Consider the following 26007-nt stretch of genomic DNA (forward strand, 5'->3'; position numbering starts at 1 on the left):
AGGAGGTTTATTGAAATGGAGAACTCTAAGAACCAAATGTTAAGGCTTATAGATAATATGCTAAACGCAAATGTGCTTCAGCGGACGGATCTCAAACGGTTTACCGCAAACCTTGAGCATTCACCGGATGATCCCGAAATGCTGCGTCTGGAGCTTGAATCCTGGTATCGTGGGATGGGGGTAGATCAGATCATTGGCAGAAAATTCGAACTATCGCCTTGTCCTTTTACAAGCGAAGAGATTCGTTCATCGAGAGAAAATGGAGAAATTATTTTGTGCTTTCCCAAGGGAATTACACGGGAACAGATTGGTGAGCTTACAAGAATTTCAAGCTGGGCCTTAAAAGATCCACTTGTGACAGCCGCAACGGAGCAGGAAGATTGCTGGATTCGAACAGCGGCTGCGCTGTCGCCTTCATTAATGAAACACACAGGGCTAGAGGTTGCACACTTAGTGGAAGACAGCGGGCATCTTAACTTTAGTTTGGAAAGGTATCTTCTTTTCGTGGCTAGAGTGAGATTCTTGACAGGTAATACCCCGGATTCGGAATACTGGATTTGGCTTCCAAGAGGGAGATACGACCGTTCGGGAATGTTAATTGCCGGTTTTGACCGAAATGGCTGCTTTAATGTGCATGGCTGGATGCCCCAATTCTCTGCCAGTTTTTTGGGTGCCAGATTTGGAACACTTCCCGGTTCCGCTGCCAAAGTCGGTTCTTCCATCGTCTCAGATTCAGACCTCAGTTTCACTAAAATTTAACAATGGAGGCCGAAATCAATGGCGGATCGTCAGAGTAAAAGAGTAGCCTGTGTTATTCCCCCGTTTTACCGGCTTATTGAGTCGAAAAACAATAGGATCAGTCCTGCTATGCATTACATAGCGGAGATATTGCATCGTAGGGGTCATGCAGTCACGTTAATTAATGGCGATAATGCTCCAGATGATCATGATTATACAGAGCGGTACAGTATGACTATGAACAGCTGGCTTATGCAGGAACGTTGTACTCGGGGGCATGAAAGCTTTGATATGGTCATAAATGAGCTAGAGCGCTTTCAGCCTGATTATGTGTTTATTGGTGTTGGCGATGTTCTGATGCCTACTGTCGAACTTGGAAGTACTCAGTCCTGTGCATACCTTGCAAAAGAGATAAAGAAGAGATGGGGAGATAAGGTTACCTGTATTGGTTATGGACATTTGCTTAAACATGCCAAGCTGAAGGACACGGCTGATTTGGATACGATCATTGTTGGAGAAGGCGAGGATCTTGCGGTTTCTGTAGTAGAGGGGAATGCAAGGGGAATGCTGCCTGTTAAATGGGCCCAGCAATTAAACGATCTTCCGATACTGACAGATTCATATTTAGCGCAGAAAAATAAGCCGGAAGACTGGGACTACATTATGTCTATGCGCGGGTGCCCCAAACGCTGTACATTCTGTTATCAGCCCTCGCTGCGCGGCTGCAATGTCTCCTTTATGTCTCCCGAACGTTTTGTTAGCGAAATCCGCTACCGCATTGAACGTATGCATGTATTTGGATTTTATTTCTCAGATATGATCTTTCTGCCGGGCTTAGGCAAACGCACTTCAGAAATGCTTAGATTGCTGATTGAACTAAAAGAGGAGTACCCTGAGTTTCACTGGTGGGCAGAGGCGCGCGTGGACATTTGTGTGAGACAGAATATCCTTGATAAGATGAAGCAGTCGGGGTGCGTGCATTTGAAATTTGGTGTGGAAATGGCCAACCAAAGGATGCTGCAAGTGGTGAATAAAGGAATTAGATTGACGGAAGTCGAGGAAGCTTTCCGCATGTCAGCGGAGGCGGGAATCAAACGGACAGCCTATATTTTGCTGGGATGCCCTGGATTCAATGACCAAGATTATATAGAGATGTTACCTTTTTTTAAAGCCTTAAAGGCTGATAATTATGTGATAAATATCAATGTTCCTTATGTTGGCACACAGCTATATGAACAGGTGAAGGAACAGCTTTTTGATTTTGGAATTTATAAAGATGGTGAAGAAAGCTACATGCATACTTCCTTGGTGATGCAAAAATTCTGGGGAATTTCTGATGAAACACGGGATAGTTTTTTTGCACTTCAAGGAGAGAAAGATGATGCAAAAGTAAGGAATTATAAGCGGAAAATTGTAGAGAAAGCTGCTTTTATAGAGAATGACGTGTTGTCCTTTCATGAATAGGATTCGCAAGTACTTATGAGCTGAAGGAGTAGCGATGAGCGATGGAGATTTTCGGGGTGAAGGTGGCTGAGCTAATATCTGAACCTGCGTTAGAAACATTAATGTGGCGCATCCCCCAACAAAAGAGAGAGCGGCTTAAACGCTTTAAAAGAGTGGAAGCGTTGCAGCATTCTCTTATTGCTGAATTGCTGGTTCGTGTAAGCTTAAATAAACGGTTAAAAGTGAACAACCGCGATATCGAGTTTGTTACAAATGTCTACGGAAAACCCTCCCTAAAAAAAAGGGGGGGTACTGTAGAGTTTAACATTTCGCATTCAGGAGAATGGGTGGTTTGCGCATTGGATGAATTGCCGATCGGTATTGACATTGAGCAGATTCAGCAAGCCGATCTTAATATTGCTAAGCGTTTTTTTTCGCAAGATGAATATGTCCAATTGACGGAATGTGAAGAGATGGGCCGGATGAGTCTGTTCTTTGACCTTTGGACACTTAAAGAAAGCTATATCAAAGCGATAGGGAAGGGATTATCTCTTCCATTGAACTCGTTTTCGTTTCGTTTAAACAACGGAATTCAATTGGAGAACCATGACGCAATCGGATTGTATCACTTTAAGCAGTATCATATTGATGAGAAATATAAATTAGCCGTATGTGCGCAAAACCCCTTATTTCCCGGGGAGGTTTCAGTGGTAAACCAATGCCAATTTCACCAGGATTGCATGCAACTATTGGATGCTTTTTAACGATCTAAGCCTAGGTGATATTGAACTTGTTACAGAGAAGCGGCTTATCTACAGATAAGTTGCTTTTTGTCTTGCACGTTTTCGCTTTATCTAGATTTGAAGTTTTCTGCCAAGGTGTTAATATTCCCTCATCGGTTATATGCATAAGCCATTGATGTGATGTAAAATGTCCATGAGTGATTAATGCTGGAGATTTGATCAAATATTGATGGAACAGGAAACTCGCATACGCGATGCAAGGAATCGTTCGAATCTGAAGATAACTATCGGAGGGACCAGAGATGGCTGAGCAAAAGATGATTGAAGTGCCGTTTCAGCAATGGGTAAACGATAAGGAGCTGTGGGTACAGCTTAATGATTTGATGATGCAGGAGAGTAAACTCCCAGGACCACGAGTGAATTTGGAGCTCTCAGACCATTTCGCCAAACAATTCGCGCATCCTAATCTAACAGATACAGGCTGGGAGCTGCTCGTCTCTTGGACTAATATTACTGAAGCTGAAGCTGGGGTGAATGATCCCCGTGAGTTTCTGCCGTTTTGTGCGATTAGGGCGTTCGGTGCTTATTACAGTTACGGTGGAGAAGAGCAGCAAGTAGTGATTCAAAACATCATTAAGACAGCTATGAATGACTCGCGATGGAGGGTACGTGAAGCATCTGCTATGGCGCTGCAAAGTATAGGGGAGGATGATTTCACCCTACTTAGACAGCTGATCGACATGTGGGAGAAAGGTGCGAACAGGCTTGAACAACGGGCTTTTGTAGCGGCATTAGCGCATCCTCCTCTTTTAAAAAAGAAAGAAAATACGCTATATTGTCTTCAGTTGGCTGCCCGAATCATGGAGAGTATAGATGGTGGGGGAGCGCAACATGAGGACGCTGAGCATTTTCGTGTATTATCTAAGGGACTTGAATACAGCTTGAGTGTATTTGTGGCGAATGAGCCTGAAGAAGGCTTTGTTATGCTGGAGAGATTTGCAAAGAGCCGAGATGCCCGAATCATTAAGATTGTGAAGAGTAATCTTGGCAAATCGCGTCTGAGTAAAAAATATGCTGCCCAGGTGGCTGAGATTCTAAAGGAATTCGATCACATAGGAAAAGATACTTAGGATACGAGTGCCATTTGGCAGTTGTATTTAATCATTTTTTTGTTTTTACTTATATTAGACTTAACAATTAAAGAAACAAAGAGAATTAATATAATCAAAGAAAACCATTCTATGGATTGTTCGAATATTAAACTGTAAGTTATATTAATAAATTCAAAGACAACTGTTATTATTAAAAATATTGCCCAGCGATCTTTTTTCATGAAAATATACCATCCTAATCTATATGGAGAATATTGATAGATTTTAAGTTGTTCATATCCTCAAAAGTTTGACAAACGCATGAAATGTAACTATTATAGTTGCATCTGAATGATGTTTTGCAGCAAGGCAGAAGGAGAGATTTCTATGAATATTAGCACCCGATTTGCGGTAGCCATTCATATATTAACGTTGATTGACAGCAATAAAGAAGGCAAAAGCACTTCGGAGTGGATAGCTGGTAGCGTAAACACAAACCCTGTAGTTATCCGTCGGCTTACGAGTATGCTGCAAAAAGCAGGACTAGTAAATGCCCGCCCCGGAGTCGCAGGCGCTTCGCTTACACGTAGCGCATCCGAGATTACGCTGCTGGAGATTTATAAGGCAGTTAATGCGGTGGAAGAGGACTCGTTGTTTTCTGTCCATGAGCATCCTAATCCCGATTGTCCTGTTGGTAAGAATATAGCCAGTGCAATTGTACCTGTGTTCTCACTCGCCCAAAAAGCAATGGAGAATGTTCTCCAGGAGGTTACATTGGAGCAGATTGTGAATGAAATGCCTGAATTATGATTACTCCATATCATAGCTTAGAAGGAAGGCCAGAACATGTGAAAACGTGATTCTGGTCTTTTTTTGCTTAATTAGGTTTATGGACAAAGAAGGGAAGTAAGAGGGAATATAGAATCTGTATTTAGAAGCCGGATTAAAGATAATATACATACATACATTGAGGGAGAGCTAAAGAATGTTAAAGAAATTACTGCCTATACTACTAATTATGGTAATGATTACCGGATGTAATGAATCAAGGGATACCACTAAATACGAGGATGCGAATTTTGGAATCACCTTTAACTATCCGGATCATTGGGTTGTAACTGAGAAGTATGGAGCGCCATTATGGTTGATAGTCTCTACGACTGATTATAAACCTGCTGAGGGACTTAAAGGTCCAGGAGTAATGCTCTTTGGATTTAAGCCTAAGGATATGGAGCTTGTCAACAAATGGCTCGGGGATGCCCAAACGAATTACAACAACGGGGCGGAGCTGACAAAAAGTAAAGCTAGTTTAGGCGAGTTAGAGTCCATAAAGTACGAAACTGAAGTATTCGAAGAGGAAGGGAGTAAAGGGAAAGCTATCTATTACGTTATTGAGGAACCGGAAATGTCATTTATGGTGCAGTTCCCTTACAGTGTGGATGAAGTACATAAAGAAGACATGAAGAGGATAGAGGATATTTTACAATCCATAAAGTTTACAAAAGATTAAGTGGGACTAGAACAAGATAGCTGGAATGGTGAAATGTACGGTATAAATGCCTTTGAAATGGGCTGAAGTGGCTGGACTCGTGAAATGTACGGTATAAATGCCGTTGAAATGGGCTGAAGTAGCTGAAATGGTGAAATGTACGGTATAAATGCCGTTGAAATGTGCGGAAGTGGCTGGAATGGTGGAATGTACGGTATAAATGCCGTTGAAATGGGCTGAAGTGGCTGGAATGGTGGAATGTACGGTATAAATGCCGTAGAAATGGGCTGAAGTGGCTGGAATGATTAAATGTACGGTATAAATGCCGTTGAAATGTGCGGAAGTGGCTGGAATGGTGGAATGTACGGTATAAATGCCGCAGAAATGGGCTGAAGTGGCTGGAATGATGAAATGTACGGTATAAATGCCTCAGATTTGGCTGAAATCATCCAAAGTAGCAAAATGAGAAGCAAAAAAGCCCTATAAATGAGCCACAGTCGCTGATGCAGTACAATTAGAATTAGGATAAGTAACTTTTTTAAAGATCAATATATACGGAGGTTCTACAGTGGAGCAAATTGCAATAATCTCAGACATTCATGGAAATATACCGGCCCTTACGGCCGTTTTAGATGACATCCAGCAGCGGGGAATCAGCAGAGTCTTTTGTTTAGGCGATATTGTTGGAAAAGGACCGAACTCAGATCTAGCCGTTGATATCATAAAAAAGAATTGTGAAATCAGTGTTATGGGGAACTGGGATGATTTAATGAATCAGGATGTTGATTTTGAGATGGCTCGGTGGTGCCGCGGGTTATTAGGTCAAGAACGTCTTGATTATTTAAGCACGTTGCCGTTTTCGATTGAGTTTATGATAAGTGGTAAATTTGTGCGATTATTTCATGCTTCGCCACGAAGCCTGTATGAACGTGTTCAACCTTGGGATGATTATGAAAAGCGATTATCTTTGTTTGATTATTCTGATCTCTGCCAGGAGAAACGACAAGCGGATATCGTAGGTTACGGGGATATTCATAATGCTTTTATTCAACATCTAGAAGGCAAGACTTTATTTAATGTAGGCAGTGTGGGGAATCCGCTTGATTTAACCCAGGCATCTTATGTGATTATGGAGGGAGAATACATGGGAGGGTCAGCAGCTCCTTTAAATATGCAATTTGTAAGAGTGCCTTATGACATCGAGTTAGCCGTTCAACAGGCCGTTGAGGCAGATATGCCAGCTGCTGAGCCTTATATTCGTGAGCTTAGAACCGCGCAGTACAGGGGAAGTGTCCGGGGATAATAAAGGAAAGGATAATAAAGGAAACAAAAAATCAAACTGCAACCTTAATCCAAGCCATCAAAAAGTAATGGAGGGAACAAATTGAAGCTTAGTCACGTATTTGAGCAATTCCCTACTTTGGAATCCGAGCAATTATTACTGAAAAAGATTGAAGTCAGCAACCTTAATGAGGTATTTGGGATATATAGCAATGATCAAGTGTTTGAGTACTGTGGGATTATTCCGAAACATAATAAAGATACAGTCAAAAATATGATTGGTCATTTCGAACGTGATTTTACCAAAGGGGTAAGAGTGAAATGGGGGATTTTCCTCAAAAATAACCCTTACATACTGCTAGGTATCATCGAAGTTATGGATTTTAATCAAAAGGTGGATATGGTGACGATCGGTTACTTTTTGGCGGAACCTTATTGGGGCAAAGGGATTGCAGCTCAGGCCATTCAGTTAGTGGTGAAATATTTATTTGAGACTGCAGAAGTCAATCGAATTCAAGCTGAGGTTATGCCCTTTAATGAACGATCGAAGCGGGTGCTTTTGAAAAATGGTTTTACGAAAGAAGGCACGTTAAGGCAGGCGCATGTATGGTCAGGTAAAGGGCTGGTGGATCTGGAGATTTACAGCATTTTGGCAGAGGAATATTTTGCAAGCATCGGTAAGCCAAGAGTAAGCAATAGGATGTAATCCTGGTGAAAGAAGGGGAAAACATGGGCACTATCGTAGTTATTGGCGGGGGAGAGTTAATCGAGCTTGAAACGCTGGAAATTGATCGTGAAGTTGTGCAGCTAACTCAAAAGGTTAAGCCGAAGGCGTTATTTATTCCAACAGCCAGTAGTGATGCGCCGGGGTATTGTGATACTTTTAGCAAAGTATATGGCGATATTCTCGGATGTGAAACAAGTCACTTATTGCTTGTGAGCCAAACCTACACTCAGGATGAGATTACAGATTTAATTACAGCTGCTGATTTGATTTATGTTGGTGGAGGCAATACCCGAAAGATGCTGGAGATTTGGAAAAATACAGGGGTAGATACGCTTTTGAAAGAAGCTTATTCCTCTGGAACCGTATTGGCCGGGCTTAGCGCAGGTTCCATCTGTTGGTTTGAATATGGGCATAGTGACTCTGAAGCGTTCGACGACCAGGGGGAATGGCAGTATATCAAGCTTGCAGCCATGGGGATTCTGCCGGGCATTCATTGTCCGCATTATAATGAGGATATTCGGGTTGAAGATTTTACACGCATGGTTAAAGGTGGAGGTCTGCCGGGAATCGCGGTGGATAACAATTGTGCAATCATCTATAAAGATAATGAATATAAAGTGATGTCGACCAGAGAAGTAGCTAAAGCCTACCGTGTGATTGACTCCGAGCAAGGTGTTGTCGTAACGGAAATAGAAGAACATCCAAACTACAGACCTCTTTATGAACTGTATGGCGCGTTATGATTATTTTTGAAAAGCAAGAGATCAGACTGAGAACACTTGAGTTAAACGATGCCGCATTACTTGTGAAATGGCTCTCAGATCCCGTTGTACTGGAGTTCTATGAAGGCCGTGATCGCCCGCATGATTTGGAGCTGGTGAGGGAGCATTTTTACGACGAGCAAGCAGAAGTCACGCGGTGTATAGTGCAATACAAGGAGCGGGATATAGGTTATCTTCAGTTCTATCTTATAGATGATGAAGAATTAGAAGTGTACGGCTACGTGGGATTCAAAGGTCAAATCTTTGGGATGGACCAGTTCATTGGCGAGCCTGTTTTATGGAATCAAGGAATTGGTTCACGGCTCATTAAAGAAACGGTTAAGTATCTTATCGAAATAAAACAAGCGGACAAAATTGTCATGGACCCGCAAGCCTGGAATAAGAGAGCCCTTAGAGTATATGAGAAGATTGGCTTTGTGAAGAAGAAATACCTTGAACAGCACGAGCAACATGAAGGAGAGCTAAGAGATTGTTGGTTGATTGAATACACGAAGCAGGCGAGACAATAAATATCTTTTTAACAATCGGATAAGGAAGGTGCACTTATTAAACTACTGTTTGTCTGCAGCCAGAATCGCTGGCGGAGTCTAACTGCGGAGAAGATCTTTCAAGGAATTGATGGTCATGAAGTGAGATCTGCAGGGACTGAAGATCATGCCAGAATCAAAATTTCTGAAGGGCATTTGGGTTGGGCGGATGTGATTTTTGTGATGGAGAAGAAACATGTTCGAAGAATTCAAGATAAATTTAGAGGTTGTGTAATTGGCAAAAAAATAATTTGCCTGAACATAGCTGATGACTATAAGTATATGGATGAAGATTTGATCGGCCTTCTGGAATCCAGTGTATCCGAATATTTTCTGGAATGGAGCAACAAAAATGAGAATTAGAACAGAAACTGTGGCAGACTATAATGGAGTATTTCAAGTGAATGTTAAGGCTTTTGGTGATCGGGAAGATGAAGCGCGGTTGGTCGAAAACATTAGAAATTCGCAGGGGTTTATCCCGGAGCTCTCGATTGTAGCGGAAAAGGATAATGAGATTGTAGGACATCTACTGTTAAGTAAGGCTGTAGTTCAAGATGGGGAGAAGTTATCTGATGTGATTGCGTTAGCCCCATTAGCTGTTCTGCCGAACGTTCAGAAGCAAGGAATCGGCAAGGCGCTGATCCAAGAAGGGTTAGAAAGATGTAGAACGCTTGGATATGAGCTTGTTTTTTTGATCGGGCATCCCGAATATTACCCAAGATTCGGATTTCAACCCGCAGGGCCACATGGGCTCGAGTTGAAGCAGTTTGAGGTACCGGAGAGAGTCTTTATGGTCTGTGAGCTGAAGGAAGGCGTATTGCAGAGGATTAAGGGAGAGTTGAAATACCCGGAAACCTTTTTTTGAATTACTTCTTATATGTTCTTGTGAATCATGTTTGGCTGTGAACCAGTCGACATGATTTTTTTATAGGTAATTGACAAACATATAGAAGGTAACTATACTAAAGATAGTTAATTTGTAACTATAACAGTTACAGCGCGATTAGGAGGAATTTATAATGAAGACTAAAACAATACTTCAACCAGACACTCAGATCGGTCTGGTGCAGATTAGAGTAAGCAATTTGGAGCGTTCGCTCACCTTTTATCAGAATGTTGTGGGATTAAGCGTTTTACGGCAGACTGGCCGCGAAGTTGAAATGACCGCTGACGGTCAGAATGTGTTATTGATTTTGCGGGAGATTGAAAATGCGCGGGTGATCCGTCCTAATTCTGTGGCTGGGTTGTATCATTTTGCTATCCTTGTTCCAGATCGTCCCAGCCTTGGATTGGTTGTGCGTAATTTGATCTCTTCGGGGATTGAGGTGGGGCAGGGCGATCATCTGGTCAGTGAAGCACTGTATATTCAGGACCCAGACAATAATGGGATTGAAATTTATCGAGATCGACCTAAGAGTGAATGGAAATATGATGCGGAAGGGCATGTAATGATGTCCACTGATCCAGTGGATGTAGATGGACTACTGGCAGCTTCTGAAGGTTTATCATGGAACGGGCTGCCAGCAGGAACAGTGATAGGGCATGTACACTTTCATGTGGGGAATTTAAATAAGGCGAAAGCCTTCTACGTCGATTTGCTTGGTTTTGAACTAACAGCCAATTATGGAAGTGCTGCTATGTTTATCTCTGCTGGTGGCTATCATCACCATATCGGGCTGAATGTTTGGGCCGGACAGGGCGCACCTGCGGCTCCAGCTGATACTGTAGGGATTGATTATTTCACATTAATTCTTGCGAATGAAGAGGAACGTAACGCTGTGGTGGAGCGAGTTCGGCAGGCTGGTTACGCAGTTACAGAAGAGAATGGAAATCCTACATTCCAAGATCCATGGAACATTGGAATCAGACTTGTTTTAGAAAGATAAATCTATATCCATTTTCGTCCATTTATTTTATAATATTGGAAATAGGTGGGCGGAAGGGTGAAGTTTGTTGGAAGCATTCAAAATGGCGTATATAATTCTCTGTCATAAAAATCCGGAGCAGATCAATATGCTAATCAATAGTTTAACTAACGAGTCCGTAGAGTTTTTCCTGCATGTCGATCAGAAAAGTAATATTGAGGCTGATATTATTCATCGTAACGATATTCATTTTGTGGAAAAGCCTATTGATGTACAGTGGGGGCATTACAGTCAAATTGAATGTATTTTGAAGTGCTTTTCGCTGATCAAAGAACATGGGGATTTCAATTATATTCACATCTTAAGCGGTCAGGATCTGCCTCTAGCTTCAAATGAAGTGATTCTAGATTTCTTTAAGATGAATGAGGGTAAGGAATTTGTGAAGTATTTGCAGCTGCCTAATGCAGCGGAAACTTGGGGATGTTACGAGCGGGTCTCAGTTTATTATCCTAGGTTCCTCATCTCAAGGACCCGGCGTATGACAGCGATCAGAATGAGGTACATTAAACTAATTATGAGCGTTCCGTTTCTGCAAAGAAAATTAGGTGCTTTGCCGAAAGGTTTATATAAAGGCTCGAACTGGATGTCAATTACAGGTGAATGTATGGAATACATCTTGGATTTTACAAAAAGCTCTCCGGAATACGTCAGATTTTTTAGGAACACTTTATGTGGAGATGAAATCTTTTTCCATACGATAATTTTGAATAGCGTTTATAAGATGCATGTACTGAATGAAATTAAGCGGTATACAGATTGGGAAACAGGACCGGATTATCCTAGAACACTAACGATAGAAGACTATGATCGGATCACTCAACGGGGCACGGAATGCTTTTGGGGGAGAAAATTTGATCTCGATATCGATAGAACCATCGTTCAGGAGCTTCTTGATATAAATACTAAAGCGAAAACATCGTAAACTCAGGAGGACAATCATATGAAAATCGCAGTTGTTGGAGCAAGTGGAAAAGCTGGAAGTCGAATTACGCAGGAAGCGTTGGATAGAGGTCATGAAGTTACAGCGATTGTACGGGATGCATCTAAAGTAACAAATAGGAAAGCGAATGTCATCGAAAAGGATGTATTTGCGCTTACCACTGAAGATTTGCAGGGGTTCGACGTGGTTGTGAATGCTTTTGGTGCGCCGTTTGGACAAGAACATCTGCATGTGGATGCCGGGAATGTGCTTATTGAAGCTTTGAAGGCTTCACCCGATACAAGATTGATTGTAGTTGGCGGTGCAGGAAGTCTTTATGTAGATGAAGCCAAAACGCTTAAAGTAGCGGATACGAATGACTTTCCTGACTTTATTAAGCCAACAGCGACGAATCAAGCTAAGAATTTGGAGATACTACAAGGAACAGATTCACTCTCTTGGACCTTTGTTAGTCCATCTGCTAATTTTGCCATTGGCACAAGAACGGGCTCTTATGTAAAAGGTAAGGATAATCTTCTGGTGAACTCCAAAGGTGAGAGTTATGTCAGCTACGAAGACTATGCCGTTGCTATTGTTGATGAAATCGAACAGCCGCAGCATATTCGTGAACGGTTTACGGTGGGTTCAGAGTCTTAAGTGATAATTAAGAATAGCGATCATATATGAAAAAAGAAGACAGAGCCGGATTTCAGGCTCTGTCTTCTTTTGTACAATTACAGCTTTCCTTTTCCTTCTGCTAGTTCAGCAATACGTCTGTTTGCATCTCCGCGGTAGCGTCCGCCGTGATAACAAATGACCGTATCGATCTCATACTCAGAGAACTTGGTCAGAGAGGACAAAGCCAGCTCCATGTCAGGTGTGGCGGAAGGAGTGGGACCCTGTAGCTCGCCATTCTGAACGGTCAAGGCATCGGCAGCAATAAGTGTACGGCTATCATGATGGTAAAGACTGAGATGCCCTGGGCTATGGCCTGGGGTATGGATCACCGTAATTCCACCGGCAAAAGGTAACTTTTCTCCATCCACAAGTGTTTGATCCACTTTTCCTTTAGGAGGATGGGCTAATACAGAGAGGAAGGCACGCCGCCACTCCTCAGGTACATGAGCTGGGATCATAGCCGCTGCCACCGCTAATGCTTCGGGAGTGTGCTTAAGGAGCATTCGCTCTCCTTGAATATAGGGCTGCTCAATTTCATGAGCCAGAACAGTAAGCTCTAGATCTTCTTCAGCCAATAGGGCAGGGAGGCAACCAATATGGTCTAAATCCTGATGCGTGATAATAAGGGTGCGGAGCTTCTGCCAAGGCACATCCGCTTCTTTTAGAGCCTCTTTGAAATTAGAGAGTAGACCCGGGAATCCGGTATCGACGAGTACGGCGGCATGTCCATCCCAGAGTAGCGTGGGGTAAATCGTGTCTTTTCCACCCATAACCTGCGCTGTAATCTCGAGCATTTCTATTCCTTGAGCAATGTACATAATATCCCTCCGTGATTGATAATAAGAGCGACGCCGTGAGGCTAATGCATATATTACCCAAAACTAGAAACGAACACAATAGGTAAATATTTTATTATAACACAAATAAATATTTATGTCAATATATATCTGATGGAATTTTTGTGGAATTTGTAGGGGATTTTATTATTGAGAATCTTTTGCTAGATTTTGCCCTTGCCTAAAGCTTTGCGATATAATAATCAAATAAAAAAAGGGAGTTGATGTGGTTTGGAGACATTTCTTGTTGTACTCGTCCTACTTGGGCTTATCGCAATATCCAACATCATAAACCGATTCATTCCCTTCGTGCCGATACCCTTAATACAAATTGGCTTGGGTGTAGTGGTCGTACTACTGCCTTTGGGAATACATATGTCACTGGAGCCAGAGTTGTTTTTCGTGTTATTTATTGCGCCGCTTTTGTTCAATGACGGAAAGCGAACACCAAGAAATGAGTTATGGAACCTGCGGGCTCCAATCTTAATGCTGGCACTAGGCTTGGTATTTGCTACAGTGCTTATCGCTGGATATTCCATTAACTGGATGATCCCCACCATTCCACTCGCAGCTGCTTTTGCGCTGGCAGCGATCTTATCGCCGACAGATGCTGTGGCGGTAAGCGCAATCGCTGGGAGAGTACATCTTCCCAAGAGTATTCATCGTATTCTAGAGGGTGAATCATTGATGAATGATGCCTCTGGTCTTGTTGCGTTTAACTTCGCTATTGCAGCAGCTGTTACAGGCATATTTTCTTTGCCGAAAGCCTCCATTAGCTTTGTGATTATTGCTCTAGGTGGACTAATTGTCGGAGCAATACTCGCGTTCCTCCTGATTCGGTTCAGCGTATTTATTCGCAGACTGGGGATGGAGGACATCACAGTGCATGTGCTGCTGCAAATCCTGACTCCTTTCATTGTGTATCTGATTAGTGAAGAAATAGGGGTATCCGGTATTTTAGCTGTGGTTGCAGCAGGCATAATTCATGCGGTCGAGAAGGACCGTGCAGTTTCGCCACAGTATAAGCTACAGCTGGTGTCCGCCAGCACATGGTCTGTGCTGCTCTACATCTTGAATGGCTTGGTCTTCCTTATTCTCGGGTTGTCGATTCCAGATGTTATTGAAGTGATCTACCGGGATACAACTGTGGACAATCTTATGGTGATTGGTTATGTATTAGCGATAACGTTGCTGCTTTTTGTGCTGCGTTTTATATGGGTGTATGTGTTCTCCCTGGCTGGCGCCGGCCTGCAAAAAATGGAAAAGTCGTCTATTAAGTCTATGCTAATCCTGACAATTTCAGGAGTGCGAGGCGCGGTTACTTTAGCCGGTGCCTTCTCGATTCCTTTTGTGTTAGGGGATGGCTCACCTTTTCCTGAACGTGATCTAATTATCTTTATCGCTGCGGGTGTGATTCTGATGTCACTGCTGATCGCTAGTATCTTTTTGCCAATTCTCGCAGGTAAAGAAGAGCCGGTTGCTGAACCGGGTGATACTGAGGTTGAGCAGGCGGCCAAATCTAAGGTTGTTGCCGCCGGGATAACCTTGCTTCAAAGTATGATGACAGAAGAGAGCAAGGAATCTGCATTGCCAGCTTTGAGTGAGTTTAAAGAAAAAGTTTATAGTCTTAACCGCGAAGATCAGGCGAATGACCCCGCATTAGAGAACTTCCGCCGACTTGGGGTTGAAGCAAGGATTGTGGGTCTGCATGCCGAACGCAAAGAGCTGAGCCAATTGCTGGCCAACAATGAGATTCCTGCCTCAGTGGCGCTGAAGATGGAAGAATTCTTGGATCATAGTGAAGTCTTTCTAGCCAGAAGTCTAAACTCTCAGATCAGAATCTCCATTACAGAGATTAGACGGCTGTTTGCGGGGATGTTCTCTGGCCAGAATGAAGGGGAAGCTAGTCAACTGATGCTGCAACAGGCTGAGTGTGCCAGAAAAGCTAAGATCTCTATGTCCCATGCAGCGATTGCTGCTATTAATGCAAGTAAGAATGAGAACAACCGTAAAGCAGCTGAGAAGGTCGCAGACAGTTACGAGAAGCTGATCTCACGCCTCCAGCAGGGACAAGGCTGGACTAAAGATGGTCTTGTTGATGATCAAAAGCTTGAATTGAAACTGAAAGCTATTCAGGAGCAACGGGATAAGGTCCAGCAAATGTACCAGGATGGAACCATTAACCGCAAGCTAGCCGGTAAATTACGCAAGTTCGTCGATCATTTGGAAACATCCATTTGGGAGGATTAGCTGTGTTGAACAAAGTAATGGGAGAAAGTTTGTTATTCACTGAAATTCGCGAAGAGCATCTGTCGGATGTACTCGATATTTATAACTATTACGTGCTGAACACTACGGTTTCTTTTCATACCGAGCCTTTAAGTTTGGACGAAATGCGGCAATCAGTGATGAATGATGATCCGCGGTTCAAATCATACGTTATATTATCCTGGGACAATGTTATTCAGGGCTATGTTCTGATTGCTAGACATAAGAGTAAGCCGGCTTATGATAGCTCTGGGGAGATTAGTGTGTATTTGAAACCGGCTTGTGTGGGTAAAAGAATAGGACAGCATGCCTTACGCTTTATTGAAGAGAGAGCTGCCGAACTGGATTTCCATGTGTTAGTAGCTACCGTTTGCGCAGAGAATGAACGCAGTCGCCAGCTTTTCTCAAAGAATGGATATGAACAATGCGCCTACTTCAAGGAGATTGGCTGTAAATTTGGTCGAAGACTGGATATCGCCAGCTATCAGAAAATCTTAGGGGGAACTCAAATATGAAACTTGCGGAAGCATTAGTGAACCGAAGTGATCTTACTCGTAAAATCGCGCAGCTAAAGCAGCGGCTCGATCGGGTCGTTAAGGTGCAGGAAGGGGAAGAACCGGCAGAACAGCCGGAGGCTCTTTTGCGTGAGCTGGAAATAGCTGTTAACGAGCAGACGATTTTGATTCGAGCAATTAATCGAACGAATTCATCTGTGGCCTTCAATGAGAAGTGGAGTATTGCCGATGCCCTAGCCGAACGGGATAAAATGCTTCAGCTGCGGAAGCTTTTTAGCGATTTGCTTGAGCAAGCATCGATCACTCAGGATCGGTACAGCCGCTCTGAGGTTCGTTTCCAGAGAACGGTGGATGTCGCCCAGATTCAGAAGCAGATTGATGAGCTGTCTAAGTCTTATCGGGAGTTGGATTTTAAAATTCAGGAGAAAAACTGGACGGTAGACTTACTTACACCGTAATAAGCTAAGCTTTATCACAGCAGAAGGTAACTGATCTTCATAAAGGCGAGCGCAACCCGCCAACAGGGAAAGTTGGACAAATTGACAGATGCCGGGCCAAATCTGACCAAATCATAACTTAGCCCCGTACTGTAACAACTGTAAAGAGTACCTATTAATGTAACTACCAAGCGCTGATTTATGCAAGAACGGTGAGGGCGGGGACGGGGATATTTTTGCTGTGGTTAGGCTTTTACATAACATGAAGTGGCTCTATTAGGATAGGTATATTCGTCATACATAATGTGAAATAATGTCGAATAAAGTTGAAAAAAGATGAATAAAATTTGCATTATCGTCCTGTTTTGCCTATCTTATCGCTCGTTATCTTGTATAATTTACGAATACGCACGAGGACTTCCTAAACCGCTGGTCTATTCGTATGTTGATTGTACAGGATGAGAGAGTGATTCATTGGCCGAGAAGGTTTAGTGGCCCTTGTCTCTTCAAACATTCTACTATTCCTTTCATGAAAGAGAGAAGTGACAAGTGACCATGAAATCAATTGCCTGGGTAACCGACAGTACATGTACAATCGATCCTGAGTTCGCCAAGAACAACCATGTGTATATTGTTCCTTTACGTCTGATTATTAACAACGAGTGTTATAAAGAAAATATAGATATTACGATCGATGAGTTCTATGAGAAAATGCGTCAGCATGATCAAGTAGGCAGCTCACAGCCGCCAATCGGTGAGTTTATCGAGTTATACGAACGGTTGAAGGAAGAATATGATGAGATTATTGCTGTGCATCTTTCGACAGGGCTTAGCGGAACATACAATGCTTCCATGCAAGGTGCTGAAATAGCGGAAGCTAATGTTATTGGAATTGATTCCAAGGTTGGCGCTTATCCGATTCGGGAAATGATCACGCGAGGTATTCATTGGCACAAGATGGGCTTTACTGCCCTAGAAATTAAAGAAAAGATAGAGAATATCATTCAAAATATGTCCTTCTACTTAATTCCTGCAAGCTTGTCCCAGCTTCACCGTAGTGGGCGTGTTTCTGGTACACAAGTAGTGCTTAGTCAATTATTGCGGATAAATTTGCTGCTGCGTTTTGACGAGGGTAAGGTCATTGTTGTGGAAAAAATCCGTACGATGAAGAAGACGAAGCAGGCGCTGTTAGATATCTTTAAACAGGATGCTGGACTTGTTAGCGATGTGTGCATCATGCATTCCAATAATTTAGAAATGGCGCTGAAGCTAGAAGAAGACATCAAAGAGATGGCACCTGATTTACGTACGGAGATTATGACTTACATTCCTGCCGTGGCTGTTCATGCGGGTGAGGGTACCGTAGGACTTTCTTGGATTAAAAATAACCGGATCAATAGTATTGATTCGGAGGTCGAACCTGTAGCAGTACTTGTATAGATAGGACAGTAAACAAAGAAATCGCTTCTTGGAAGAGGGTTGGATGATCCTCATTATACCAAGAGACGATTTCTTTTTTTTTTGAATCTATGAGATGACGTTGTAAGAAGGTTAGGCTTTGCTTGCACGACGGCGGAACATTTGTCCGATAACTTCACTCAGTACCAGTCCAGCCGCAATTGCTCCAGAGAGCATTAATGCCCGAACAGCGATTTCTACAGCCAGATTATAGTTCTCTTCCACAAATCTGCGCATAGCATCGTAAGCAAGGCCACCCGGAACAAGTGGGATAATACCGCCTACACTAAAAATAATAACCGGCATTTTGAAGGATCGTGCAAACAACTGGCTGACGATGCCCACCACTACAGTAGCCGCAAACGTAGCAACAACAGGCCCACACTCTACATCAAGGATTACATACACCATCCAGCCTACCATTCCAGCAAAACCACACTGCAGTAGAGCGCGCTTAGGCGCATTAAATAAAATACAGAAGGTTGCCGCGGCGATAAAACTGGTTATAAGTTGCAAAATCATGAAGGGCTAACCTCTTTCACATGGAGAATTAAAATAGTGATAGTACAAGCCCAATGCCTGTACCGATCGCAAAAGCAGTTAGAAAGGCATCGGCTCCTTTGGATATGCCTGAGACCAGATGACCGGCCATCAGATCACGAACGGCATTTGTAATGAGTAGACCGGGTACTAGAGGCATCACGGAGCCGATGATGATTTTGTCCATTTCTTGACCTATACCCAGCTTTACAGAATAGAAGGCTAGAAGTCCGATCAGGAAGGAAGCAGAGAACTCTGCAAAAAATCTAGTCTGCACAAGACGATGCAGGTAGATAACCGCAGCATAACCTAACCCGGAAATCGGCAATGCGGGGAGAGCATCCCACAAGCTGCCTTTAAACATAACGGTGAAGCAAGCGCCGGTAAGTGCCGCAGCTATGATTTGCAGCCATACCGGATACGCATGTGCGGCATCATCGACCTCTCCTAATCGTGTCCGAGCTTCCTCGGCTGTAATCTGACGCTCGTTCAGACGCCGCGAGATATCATTAACCTCCGAGACTTTCTGCAGATCTGTGGTTCGCTCGGCAATCCGATATAACTTAACGGGTTCCGTTCTATTTGTGGTGAACATAATAACGGTTGGCGTCACATAACTGTGTGCCCCTGGAAAACCGAGAGAAGCAGCCATACGTGTCATTGTATCTTCTACTCTGTAGGTTTCTGCACCGTTTTGCAGCATGATCTTGCCAGCAAGAAGACAGAGATCAACGATTTCATAATAGGTAGTGTTAGTGTTGCTCGTGCTTTCCAACTTCTCCGGTCCTCCCCTGGAATGTTACATATCTATGTGTATATACTTATGATTGTCGCTTCATTGTGTGAAAATAACAACCTCAATATAGCATTATAAACGATATGGGATATATTTTAATATAGTTTAAGAAATAAAATGTATAAAGATGCACTGTTTATTTATAGTGCCCGCCAATTTTTCCGGATCTGTCCTTAAGTTGTCCGGCATCTGTGAACGATGCGGCGCGTCCAATGATCGATTCTCCGTATTTATTCTTCAGCGCATCAGTGGCCCGTTCGAGCTCGCGGTAGCGGGGGCGCGACTCAAATAAGGTTAGCTGATATTGGCTTTCGTCAGACAGATTGGACAGGCTCAGATGAATTCGGCGCACAGGCTGACCTTCCCAATGCTGTTTGAAAAGAGCGAGGGCGGCCTCGTATACCAGCTGGGTTGCATTCGTAGGATCGCTCATCGTAGTCTGCCTCGAGAAGCCGCTGGGGTCATCAAAGCTGGCGCCTTGGCAGCCAACAGACACGACTGCACCATGCACCTTCAGTTTGCGGCTGCGCCTGCACACCAGCTCTGAGAGCTCCAGAATGATGGTCTTGATCTCTTGCAGTGTATAGTAATCCCGTGGCAGTGTCATTTGGTGCCCGACGCTCTTGGGTGCTACTTCATAGGTAGCGGGACTTACAGGGCTATCGTCGATGCCATTGGCAATTCGCCAATATAGCTCGGCATCGATATCGCATTTTTTATGGAATTTCTCCCGCATGCGCCATTTCAGCTCGCTTAGCGGCATCTGTGCCAAATGGCCTATCGTTGTGAGGCCCATGCTTTGGAAGTGCGCGGACATGCGGCGGCCTACCATAAACAACTCACTAATGGGCAGCGGCCAAAGTACATCTGGAAGCTCTTCCTGAGTGAGAGTAAATAGACCTTCCGGGTTCTTCTTGGCCCACAGGTCGCAAGCCATTTTGGCGGTAACCTTGGAATAACCTATACCGATACGTGCGCGCACACCTGTATTTCTGCGGATTAAGTCCTGAATGGTCGCAGCGATCTGTCTTGGGCTTCCGAATAAGCTGAGGCTGCCGGTGATATCAATAAACTGCTCATCGATGGAATAAGGTTCTACGAGGTCACTGAATTTGCGTAGAATGTCCGTGATTTGGGAGGAAACATCGATATATTGCTGCATATGTGGTCTGACGACGATTACTTCGGGGCATTTCGCGAGTGCTTCCTTCAAGGTCTCGGCGGTAGTAATGCCAAAAGATTTGGCTAACGGACAAGCTGCAAGCACAATCCCGCTTCGTCTAGCCGGATCTCCGGCGACAATAAGCGGTTTGTTGCTGTATTGCGGATTAGAGGCCTTCTCCACGGAGGCGTAAAAGCTCTGACAATCGGATAACAAAATAACACGCTCTTTATTCATAGATTCACACTCTCCAGGTGAGGTAGAGATACGGTAGATGATTTTCTTATTATTATAATACGAACATATGATCGTGTATATTCATATTTTTTTCCATTTCTCTTCAGTCTCCAAGGTGCAGAGACCTGTGGCCACACCCCCAGCGATAATCGTGAGGATGGAGTGGAAGAAGGTTTCTTTGGAAATCAGGAGTCCCCCCGCGCCGATAATTATGAAATCCGTCAAAAAAATGATGAGTCCAAGATTAAGCGGGAGATACCTTTTGATATATTGAGCCAGCAGATCCGTTCCGCCTGTACTGGCTTTGAACCGCAGCATAAGCCCAAGACCCGTTCCCATTAAAAAACCGCCAATAATGGCGCTGGAAATGGAGCCGAACTCAAAATAATACAGAAAGTGGTACTGCAAAGGACCGAGAAGCTCAATGAGAAACGATGAGGTCAATAAGCCTAATATACTGTTGAAAAAGATATCGCGTTCCTTCAGCCAGGCTAACAGGAATATCGGAAAGCTGCAGAGAAGGACAGCTATACCGATTTTGGCATCGGATAAATAATTGATGATGAGGGCTATTCCTATTATTCCCCCATCTAGGATTTTATATGGGACTAGAAAAAAATTAGTTGCTGCTGCAATAAGCAAACTTCCGATCAGGATGATCGCGTATCTTAATAATGACTGCATATTTAACATCTCCACATTAAAGGCATGTCTTATAAATATGCTTGTCACTTCCAAAAAATTGCAGTGAAGCAAAAAAACTGATTTCGGGCCTAATCATGCGGACCCAGCAGACCCTATTAGGCAGATATAAGGCATTTTTTCGAGCTAACGGACCCAGTTGCAGCTATTCCCTCAAATATGGTCCGATTGCGGGCAAATTATGGGCAATAAGAGCTATACAGTCCGAAACTGCCGCAAAATGGGCCGAAAATCACAAATAGGTGCAATACGGTCCGATACGATCAAGATCGAGCAAAGGTAGCTGATTTCGAGACGTAGACAGCTAGGTTATGCAACAGGTAACAAATTCTGCGCACGGAGTAGCTAGGTTAAGCCATAGGTAACTAATTCCGCACGGAGTAGATAGGTTGAGCCCTAGACAGCTAGTTTAAGCACTGGGCAGCACGTTTAGGAGCAAATTTGGCAGGCGGCGTTCTTTTCAGCAACTGTTCGGACTCAGTTGCTCTTATTTCCATGATTCCGCTCATTTTGTCACACTATCGGACTCGGTTGCAGCTATTCGCTCAAATGCGCTCCTTCTCTGCGCAAATCAAGGGCAATAAGAACTATACAGTCCGAAACTGCCGCAAAATGGGCCGAAAATCACAAATAGGTGCAATAGGGTCCGATAGGATCAAGATCGAGCAAAAGGTAGCTGATTTCGAGATGTAGACAGCTAGGTTGTGCAACAGGTAACAAATTCTGCGCACGGAGTAGCTAGATTAAGCCATAGGTAGCTAATTCCGCACGGTGTAGATAGGTTGAGCTCCAGACAGCTAGTTTAAACAATGGCTAGCACGTTTAGGAGCAAATTTGGCAGGCGGCGTTCTTTTCAGCAACTGTTCGGACTCAGTTGCTCTTATTTCCATGATTCCGCTCGTTTTGTCACACTATCGGACTCAGTTGCAGCTATTCCCACAAATATGGTCCAATTGTGGGCAAATTGTGGGCAATAAGAGCTATACAGTCCGAAACTGTCGCAAAATGGACGGAAAATCACAAATAGGTGCAATCCGGTCCGCAACGGGGAATGCTATGAATGAATGATTAAGCTGACGCGTCTCCGGGGGATACAGAGAGTAGTGTGATGGCTGTGCGGTGAGTTACTTGCTGATAAGCTTTGGAGGGTCAAGCCGCATGATCACCGTTGATCTATGGCAAGTATGAGTGCGCCACGCCTAGGAAGGTAAACTGGTAAAATTATTGCAAGAAGTAAGAAGTAAGAAGCAAGAAGCAAGAAGCAAGAAGCAAGAAGCAAGAAGTAAGAAGTAAGAGCAGCAGAAGGATTTAGGACGGATCACGGGTACACAATAAATGTGCCAATCGGAGTACTGCTCCATCACAATAGTTACCTAAGTTTCTCCGAGCTAGAGGAGCATCTCGCGTCCAATTAATCCAAAGCTGATCACGTAAGCCAGCAGCACAGAAGAAAGCCAGCCTCCCACAAGAAAGCTACAGCATCGCATTAACAACGAAAACAGCACGCCTCCAATTATGAGACATGCTGTTTTTGCCGTTATCGGGAATACCGCTTGCGGAAGCGAAGCGGAGAGATTCCGATCTGCTGAGTAAAGCGACGCGAGAAGTAGGCGGTGCTCTCGAAACCGATACGTTCTGCGATCGCAGCTATAGGCATCTCTGTCTTAAGCAGAAGCAGCTTGGCCTGTTCCAAACGGTAATCCGTTAAATACTCCATCGGAGTCAGTCCATATACGCGTTTCATGCAGCGGGCAAGGTAGTTATAATGAAAATGCAGCGCATCCGCCAGAGAGGCATTGGAGAGAGGCTCCGTGTAATGATTGCGGATATAAGTCTCTGTCCTCTCGGCGATCTCTACCGCATGACTTTCTGAAGTATCATGCTGCGCTAGATCCATCATCCGCAGCATTTCTTCAAAAATCCTTTGCTGCTCCCAAACTGCACTGGAACGTCTTCCAGTGGACAGCTGTAAAAGCTTCTCAGCTTGTCCACTCCGTTTAAAGGGATCAGGAAGGGGACCAAACTGCGGGATGCGAATGGTATATGGATGAGTAAGAAACTGCCGGAAATGTGTCTCTCGGTTGATATACACAGGCTCGCCTTCAGAGCTTGACCAATCTGCGAGGGTATGAAAATGAATCCAAATAAACGAAGTCAGCTCCTCGCAAGACTTAACGGAATAATGATAGCGGTCAGGCAGCAGAAGCAGCGTATGCCCAGCCGCAACCTCCCATTGATTATGCTCTTCACCGATAAATAGGCAACCTTGCTCTACAATAATCAGATCAAATAAGCCGATATGGCTTCTATTTGGATGCTGCTCTCCGGGTTGATAAACAGTGTGATTGCATTCCAGAAAATATGGAAAAGGCGGCGCTGCGAAATGTACATAGGAAGGACTCACTGTGTTCTACCTCTCTTTTTATCGTAGTCCGAGCTCAAATTGTCCTTGGAAATAGGAGTGTGAAATAGTACAAAAAAGGGGTTGCTTCTGATTATAGTTTTTATCTATTGTACGCTCTATAATTGTAATTAGCGAGTATAAAATAAGGCTAAGGGGAAGATGATGATGAATAAAACGATCCAGGATCAGCAAGTTGTAAAAGATCAATCCGTTAGCATTAAAGATGATTTCTGGGGAAGTTATATAAAGCTGGTACAGGATGTTGTAATCCCGTATCAATATGAGGCATTGCACGACAAAGCAGCGGGAGCTGAGCCCAGTCATGCCATTGCTAACTTTGAGATTGCCGCGGGCCGGAAAAGCGGCGAATTTTACGGCTGGGTTTTTCAAGACAGTGATGTAGCCAAGTGGCTGGAGGCCGTAGGTTATTCCTTAAGCATCAAACGTGATCCCGAGCTGGAGCGTCAAGCGGATGAAGTGATTGGCCTCGTTGGAGAAGCGCAGCAGGAAGACGGGTACTTAAATACTTATTTTACGATAAAAGAACCCGGCAAACGCTGGACCAATCTGAACGATTGCCACGAGCTGTACTGTGCTGGGCATTTCATTGAGGCAGCCGTTTCTTATTATGAGGCTACAGGCAAAAGAAAACTGCTCGACATCATGTGCCGAATGGTTGATCATATCGATTCTGTGTTTGGTCCGGAAGAAGGAAAAATGCGGGGATATGATGGCCATCAGGAGATTGAGCTTGCGCTCGTTAAGCTGTATCGGCTCACAGGTGAGGAGCGGTATTTGAAGCTCAGCAGCTTTTTTATTAATGAGCGAGGTCAACAGCCGAATTTCTTAAAGCAACAATGGGATAATCTGGGGAGTATCAATTTTTTCACAGGTCAGAAGGAGAATTTAGATTTAAAATACTACCAAAGTCATCTTCCGGTAAGAGAACAGGAAGTGGCTGTAGGACATGCTGTGCGTGCGGTTTATATGTATACTGCTATGGCTGATCTAGCTGCACTTACGGGAGATGATACCCTTCGCGAAGCATGCGAGAGACTGTGGAATAACATCACTACTAAGCAAATGTACATTACTGGTGGGATCGGATCTACGCATCGGGGTGAAGCGTTCACCTTCGATTATGATCTGCCTAACGATTCGGTGTACGCAGAGACTTGTGCATCTATTGGGTTGATCTTTTTTGCACAACGGATGCTGAGAATATCGCCGGATGCACGTTATGCCGATGTCATGGAGCGGGCGCTTTATAACAATGTGTTGGGTTCGATGGCACAGGATGGTAAGCACTATTTTTATGTAAATCCACTGGAAGTATGGCCTAAGGCATGCAGCTGCAACCCAGATAAACATCATGTGAAGTCCGAGCGTCAAGGCTGGTTTGGCTGCGCTTGCTGTCCTCCGAATGTGGCGCGTCTGCTGACTTCGCTTAATCAATATATCTATACGATCCATGGTGATACGCTCTATACGAATTTGTATATTGGCAGTGAGCTGACAACAAAGCTGGGTGGAACAGATGTTGCGATACAGCAAGAGAGTAACTATCCATGGGAAGGTACAGTCTCGATGAAGATTAATCCCGCAGTGGAAGCAGAGTTTGGAATTGCCTTGCGGATTCCATCTTGGAGCCAAGGAATGGAGATCAGAGTCAACGGTGAAGTAATGAATACTGCTGAGAACATCGAGCAGGGATACCTCGTTATCCGGAGACTGTGGAGAGCAGGAGATGTAATCGAAGTGCATGACCCTATGGAGGCACATCGTATCTACGCACATCCGAATTTGCGTGCAGATGCTCAAAAAGTAACGATTCAGCGTGGACCTCTTGTGTATTGCCTTGAAAGTATAGATAATGGTGAGCCTTTAAGCTCAATTTCTTTAAAAGAAGGCAGTGAACTTACTGCGGCTTTTGATGAGACATTGCTCGGCGGCGCTGTTGTTGTCGAGGCAGAGGGGCTGCGTGTAGATAAAGAGGGCTGGAGTGGTGGACTTTACAGTAGAGTAAAAGCACCAGTTCAAACTGTTAAGGTTAAGGCAGTTCCGTATTACTTATGGGGAAATCGTGGCAGTGGTGAAATGAAGGTATGGATTCCGGAAGCCAGCGTTTAAGTTATCGGTAGACATAGATCTCGGGAATGACTGTGTTTTATCAGTATTTTCCAAGGGGGACAGCTGTAATTTACAGTCTGTCCTTTTCTTTTTGCAAAAAGGAGAACACACGCGAAATGGCGAAATTAGAAGAAACATAGAAATATTCTTAAATCCTATAAAAGTGGAGGCGGGCTATA

25 protein-coding genes and 1 pseudogene are annotated in these 26007 nt (G+C 43.9%); 20 read left to right on the forward strand and 6 right to left on the reverse strand.

What is annotated here, in order from left to right; all coding sequences use genetic code 11:
• Nucleotides 1–15 precede the first annotated feature (15 nt).
• The 15 genes and pseudogenes from MHH86_RS12080 to MHH86_RS12150 all read left to right on the forward strand — a co-directional run bounded on the left by MHH86_RS12080 (nucleotide 16) and on the right by MHH86_RS12150 (nucleotide 12322).
• Nucleotides 16–759: a hypothetical protein gene (locus MHH86_RS12080; protein ID WP_038570138.1), complete on the forward strand. Its 744-nt coding sequence runs from the start codon at nucleotides 16–18 to the stop codon at nucleotides 757–759.
• An 18-nt stretch (nucleotides 760–777) separates the two neighbouring features.
• On the forward strand, nucleotides 778–2202 hold the full coding sequence (locus MHH86_RS12085) for a radical SAM protein (protein ID WP_342479745.1): 1425 nt from the start codon (nucleotides 778–780) through the stop codon (nucleotides 2200–2202).
• Nucleotides 2203–2243: 41 nt separating this feature from the next.
• A pseudogene (locus tag MHH86_RS12090) lies at nucleotides 2244–2849 on the forward strand (4'-phosphopantetheinyl transferase superfamily protein); the annotation flags it as partial.
• Nucleotides 2850–3226: 377 nt separating this feature from the next.
• Complete coding sequence (locus MHH86_RS12095) at nucleotides 3227–4054, forward strand: hypothetical protein (RefSeq protein WP_051491424.1); 828 nt, start codon at nucleotides 3227–3229, stop codon at nucleotides 4052–4054.
• 348 nt (nucleotides 4055–4402) lie between these two features.
• A complete protein-coding gene (locus tag MHH86_RS12100; protein ID WP_036685950.1) occupies nucleotides 4403–4825 on the forward strand; it encodes an Rrf2 family transcriptional regulator in 423 nt (140 codons plus the stop codon).
• Between the two features lie 175 nt (nucleotides 4826–5000).
• A complete protein-coding gene (locus MHH86_RS12105; protein WP_036685952.1) occupies nucleotides 5001–5525 on the forward strand; it encodes a hypothetical protein in 525 nt (174 codons plus the stop codon).
• 547 nt (nucleotides 5526–6072) lie between these two features.
• Nucleotides 6073–6807, forward strand: a complete 735-nt coding sequence (locus MHH86_RS12110) for a metallophosphoesterase family protein (protein WP_036685954.1) — start codon at nucleotides 6073–6075, stop codon at nucleotides 6805–6807.
• Nucleotides 6808–6888: 81 nt separating this feature from the next.
• Nucleotides 6889–7491: a GNAT family protein gene (locus MHH86_RS12115; RefSeq protein ID WP_051491425.1), complete on the forward strand. Its 603-nt coding sequence runs from the start codon at nucleotides 6889–6891 to the stop codon at nucleotides 7489–7491.
• Between the two features lie 23 nt (nucleotides 7492–7514).
• Nucleotides 7515–8255 (forward strand): peptidase E, encoded by a 741-nt coding sequence (locus tag MHH86_RS12120; protein ID WP_036686532.1) that lies wholly within the window; start codon nucleotides 7515–7517, stop codon nucleotides 8253–8255.
• Entirely contained in the window at nucleotides 8252–8803 is a 552-nt protein-coding gene (locus tag MHH86_RS12125) for a GNAT family N-acetyltransferase (RefSeq protein ID WP_036685956.1), read from the forward strand. The genes MHH86_RS12120 and MHH86_RS12125 overlap by 4 nt, the downstream gene beginning before the upstream one ends.
• A 36-nt stretch (nucleotides 8804–8839) precedes the next feature.
• Nucleotides 8840–9184 (forward strand): protein tyrosine phosphatase, encoded by a 345-nt coding sequence (locus tag MHH86_RS12130; RefSeq protein ID WP_076100670.1) that lies wholly within the window; start codon nucleotides 8840–8842, stop codon nucleotides 9182–9184.
• On the forward strand, nucleotides 9174–9686 hold the full coding sequence (locus MHH86_RS12135) for an N-acetyltransferase (protein ID WP_036685959.1): 513 nt from the start codon (nucleotides 9174–9176) through the stop codon (nucleotides 9684–9686). The genes MHH86_RS12130 and MHH86_RS12135 overlap by 11 nt, the downstream gene beginning before the upstream one ends.
• Before the next feature lie 154 nt (nucleotides 9687–9840).
• Nucleotides 9841–10707, forward strand: a complete 867-nt coding sequence (locus MHH86_RS12140) for a VOC family protein (protein WP_342479746.1) — start codon at nucleotides 9841–9843, stop codon at nucleotides 10705–10707.
• 82 nt (nucleotides 10708–10789) lie between these two features.
• On the forward strand, nucleotides 10790–11668 hold the full coding sequence (locus MHH86_RS12145; protein WP_341031838.1) for a beta-1,6-N-acetylglucosaminyltransferase: 879 nt from the start codon (nucleotides 10790–10792) through the stop codon (nucleotides 11666–11668).
• Between the two features lie 18 nt (nucleotides 11669–11686).
• Nucleotides 11687–12322, forward strand: a complete 636-nt coding sequence (locus tag MHH86_RS12150; RefSeq protein WP_036685963.1) for an NAD(P)-dependent oxidoreductase — start codon at nucleotides 11687–11689, stop codon at nucleotides 12320–12322.
• Nucleotides 12323–12399: 77 nt separating this feature from the next.
• On the opposite strand, the gene MHH86_RS12155 is transcribed toward MHH86_RS12150, so the two are convergent.
• Nucleotides 12400–13161 (reverse strand): MBL fold metallo-hydrolase, encoded by a 762-nt coding sequence (locus MHH86_RS12155; RefSeq protein ID WP_036685965.1) that lies wholly within the window; start codon nucleotides 13159–13161, stop codon nucleotides 12400–12402.
• Between the two features lie 249 nt (nucleotides 13162–13410).
• Between MHH86_RS12155 and MHH86_RS12160 the strand changes: the two genes are divergently transcribed.
• The 4 genes from MHH86_RS12160 (at nucleotide 13411) to MHH86_RS12175 (ending at nucleotide 17839) form a co-directional block, all read left to right on the forward strand.
• Entirely contained in the window at nucleotides 13411–15429 is a 2019-nt protein-coding gene (locus tag MHH86_RS12160) for a Na+/H+ antiporter (protein ID WP_076212735.1), read from the forward strand.
• A 2-nt stretch (nucleotides 15430–15431) separates the two neighbouring features.
• On the forward strand, nucleotides 15432–15962 hold the full coding sequence (locus MHH86_RS12165) for a GNAT family N-acetyltransferase (protein ID WP_244886468.1): 531 nt from the start codon (nucleotides 15432–15434) through the stop codon (nucleotides 15960–15962).
• Nucleotides 15959–16420 carry a DIP1984 family protein gene (locus tag MHH86_RS12170; protein ID WP_038570144.1) on the forward strand — a complete coding sequence of 154 codons (462 nt, stop codon included), beginning with the start codon at nucleotides 15959–15961 and terminating at the stop codon, nucleotides 16418–16420. Before MHH86_RS12165 ends, MHH86_RS12170 begins: the two co-directional genes overlap by 4 nt.
• Nucleotides 16421–16954: 534 nt before the next feature.
• The gene (locus tag MHH86_RS12175) at nucleotides 16955–17839 is read left to right on the forward strand and encodes a DegV family protein (RefSeq protein WP_076105516.1); all 885 of its coding nucleotides are present in this window, start codon (nucleotides 16955–16957) and stop codon (nucleotides 17837–17839) included.
• Between the two features lie 111 nt (nucleotides 17840–17950).
• Here MHH86_RS12175 and MHH86_RS12180 read toward each other — a convergent pair whose 3' ends face one another.
• From MHH86_RS12180 to MHH86_RS12200, 5 genes are all read right to left on the reverse strand, one after another.
• Nucleotides 17951–18379, reverse strand: a complete 429-nt coding sequence (locus MHH86_RS12180) for a threonine/serine exporter family protein (RefSeq protein WP_036685970.1) — start codon at nucleotides 18377–18379, stop codon at nucleotides 17951–17953.
• Between the two features lie 28 nt (nucleotides 18380–18407).
• Nucleotides 18408–19172: a threonine/serine exporter family protein gene (locus tag MHH86_RS12185; protein ID WP_051491428.1), complete on the reverse strand. Its 765-nt coding sequence runs from the start codon at nucleotides 19170–19172 to the stop codon at nucleotides 18408–18410.
• A 157-nt stretch (nucleotides 19173–19329) separates the two neighbouring features.
• Nucleotides 19330–20592, reverse strand: a complete 1263-nt coding sequence (locus tag MHH86_RS12190) for a DNA polymerase IV (protein ID WP_036685972.1) — start codon at nucleotides 20590–20592, stop codon at nucleotides 19330–19332.
• Nucleotides 20593–20673: 81 nt separating this feature from the next.
• A complete protein-coding gene (locus tag MHH86_RS12195) occupies nucleotides 20674–21276 on the reverse strand; it encodes a YitT family protein (RefSeq protein WP_036685975.1) in 603 nt (200 codons plus the stop codon).
• A gap of 1555 nt (nucleotides 21277–22831) precedes the next feature.
• Entirely contained in the window at nucleotides 22832–23698 is an 867-nt protein-coding gene (locus tag MHH86_RS12200) for an AraC family transcriptional regulator (protein WP_076224023.1), read from the reverse strand.
• A gap of 165 nt (nucleotides 23699–23863) precedes the next feature.
• Here MHH86_RS12200 and MHH86_RS12205 point away from each other — a divergent pair, with 165 nt between their 5' ends.
• Nucleotides 23864–25828 carry a beta-L-arabinofuranosidase domain-containing protein gene (locus MHH86_RS12205; RefSeq protein WP_342479747.1) on the forward strand — a complete coding sequence of 655 codons (1965 nt, stop codon included), beginning with the start codon at nucleotides 23864–23866 and terminating at the stop codon, nucleotides 25826–25828.
• The last annotated feature ends 179 nt before the right edge of the window (nucleotides 25829–26007 follow it).

It is taken from the genome of Paenibacillus sp. FSL F4-0097 (genome assembly GCF_038593125.1).
Taxonomy (GTDB): domain Bacteria; phylum Bacillota; class Bacilli; order Paenibacillales; family Paenibacillaceae; genus Paenibacillus_AQ; species Paenibacillus_AQ odorifer.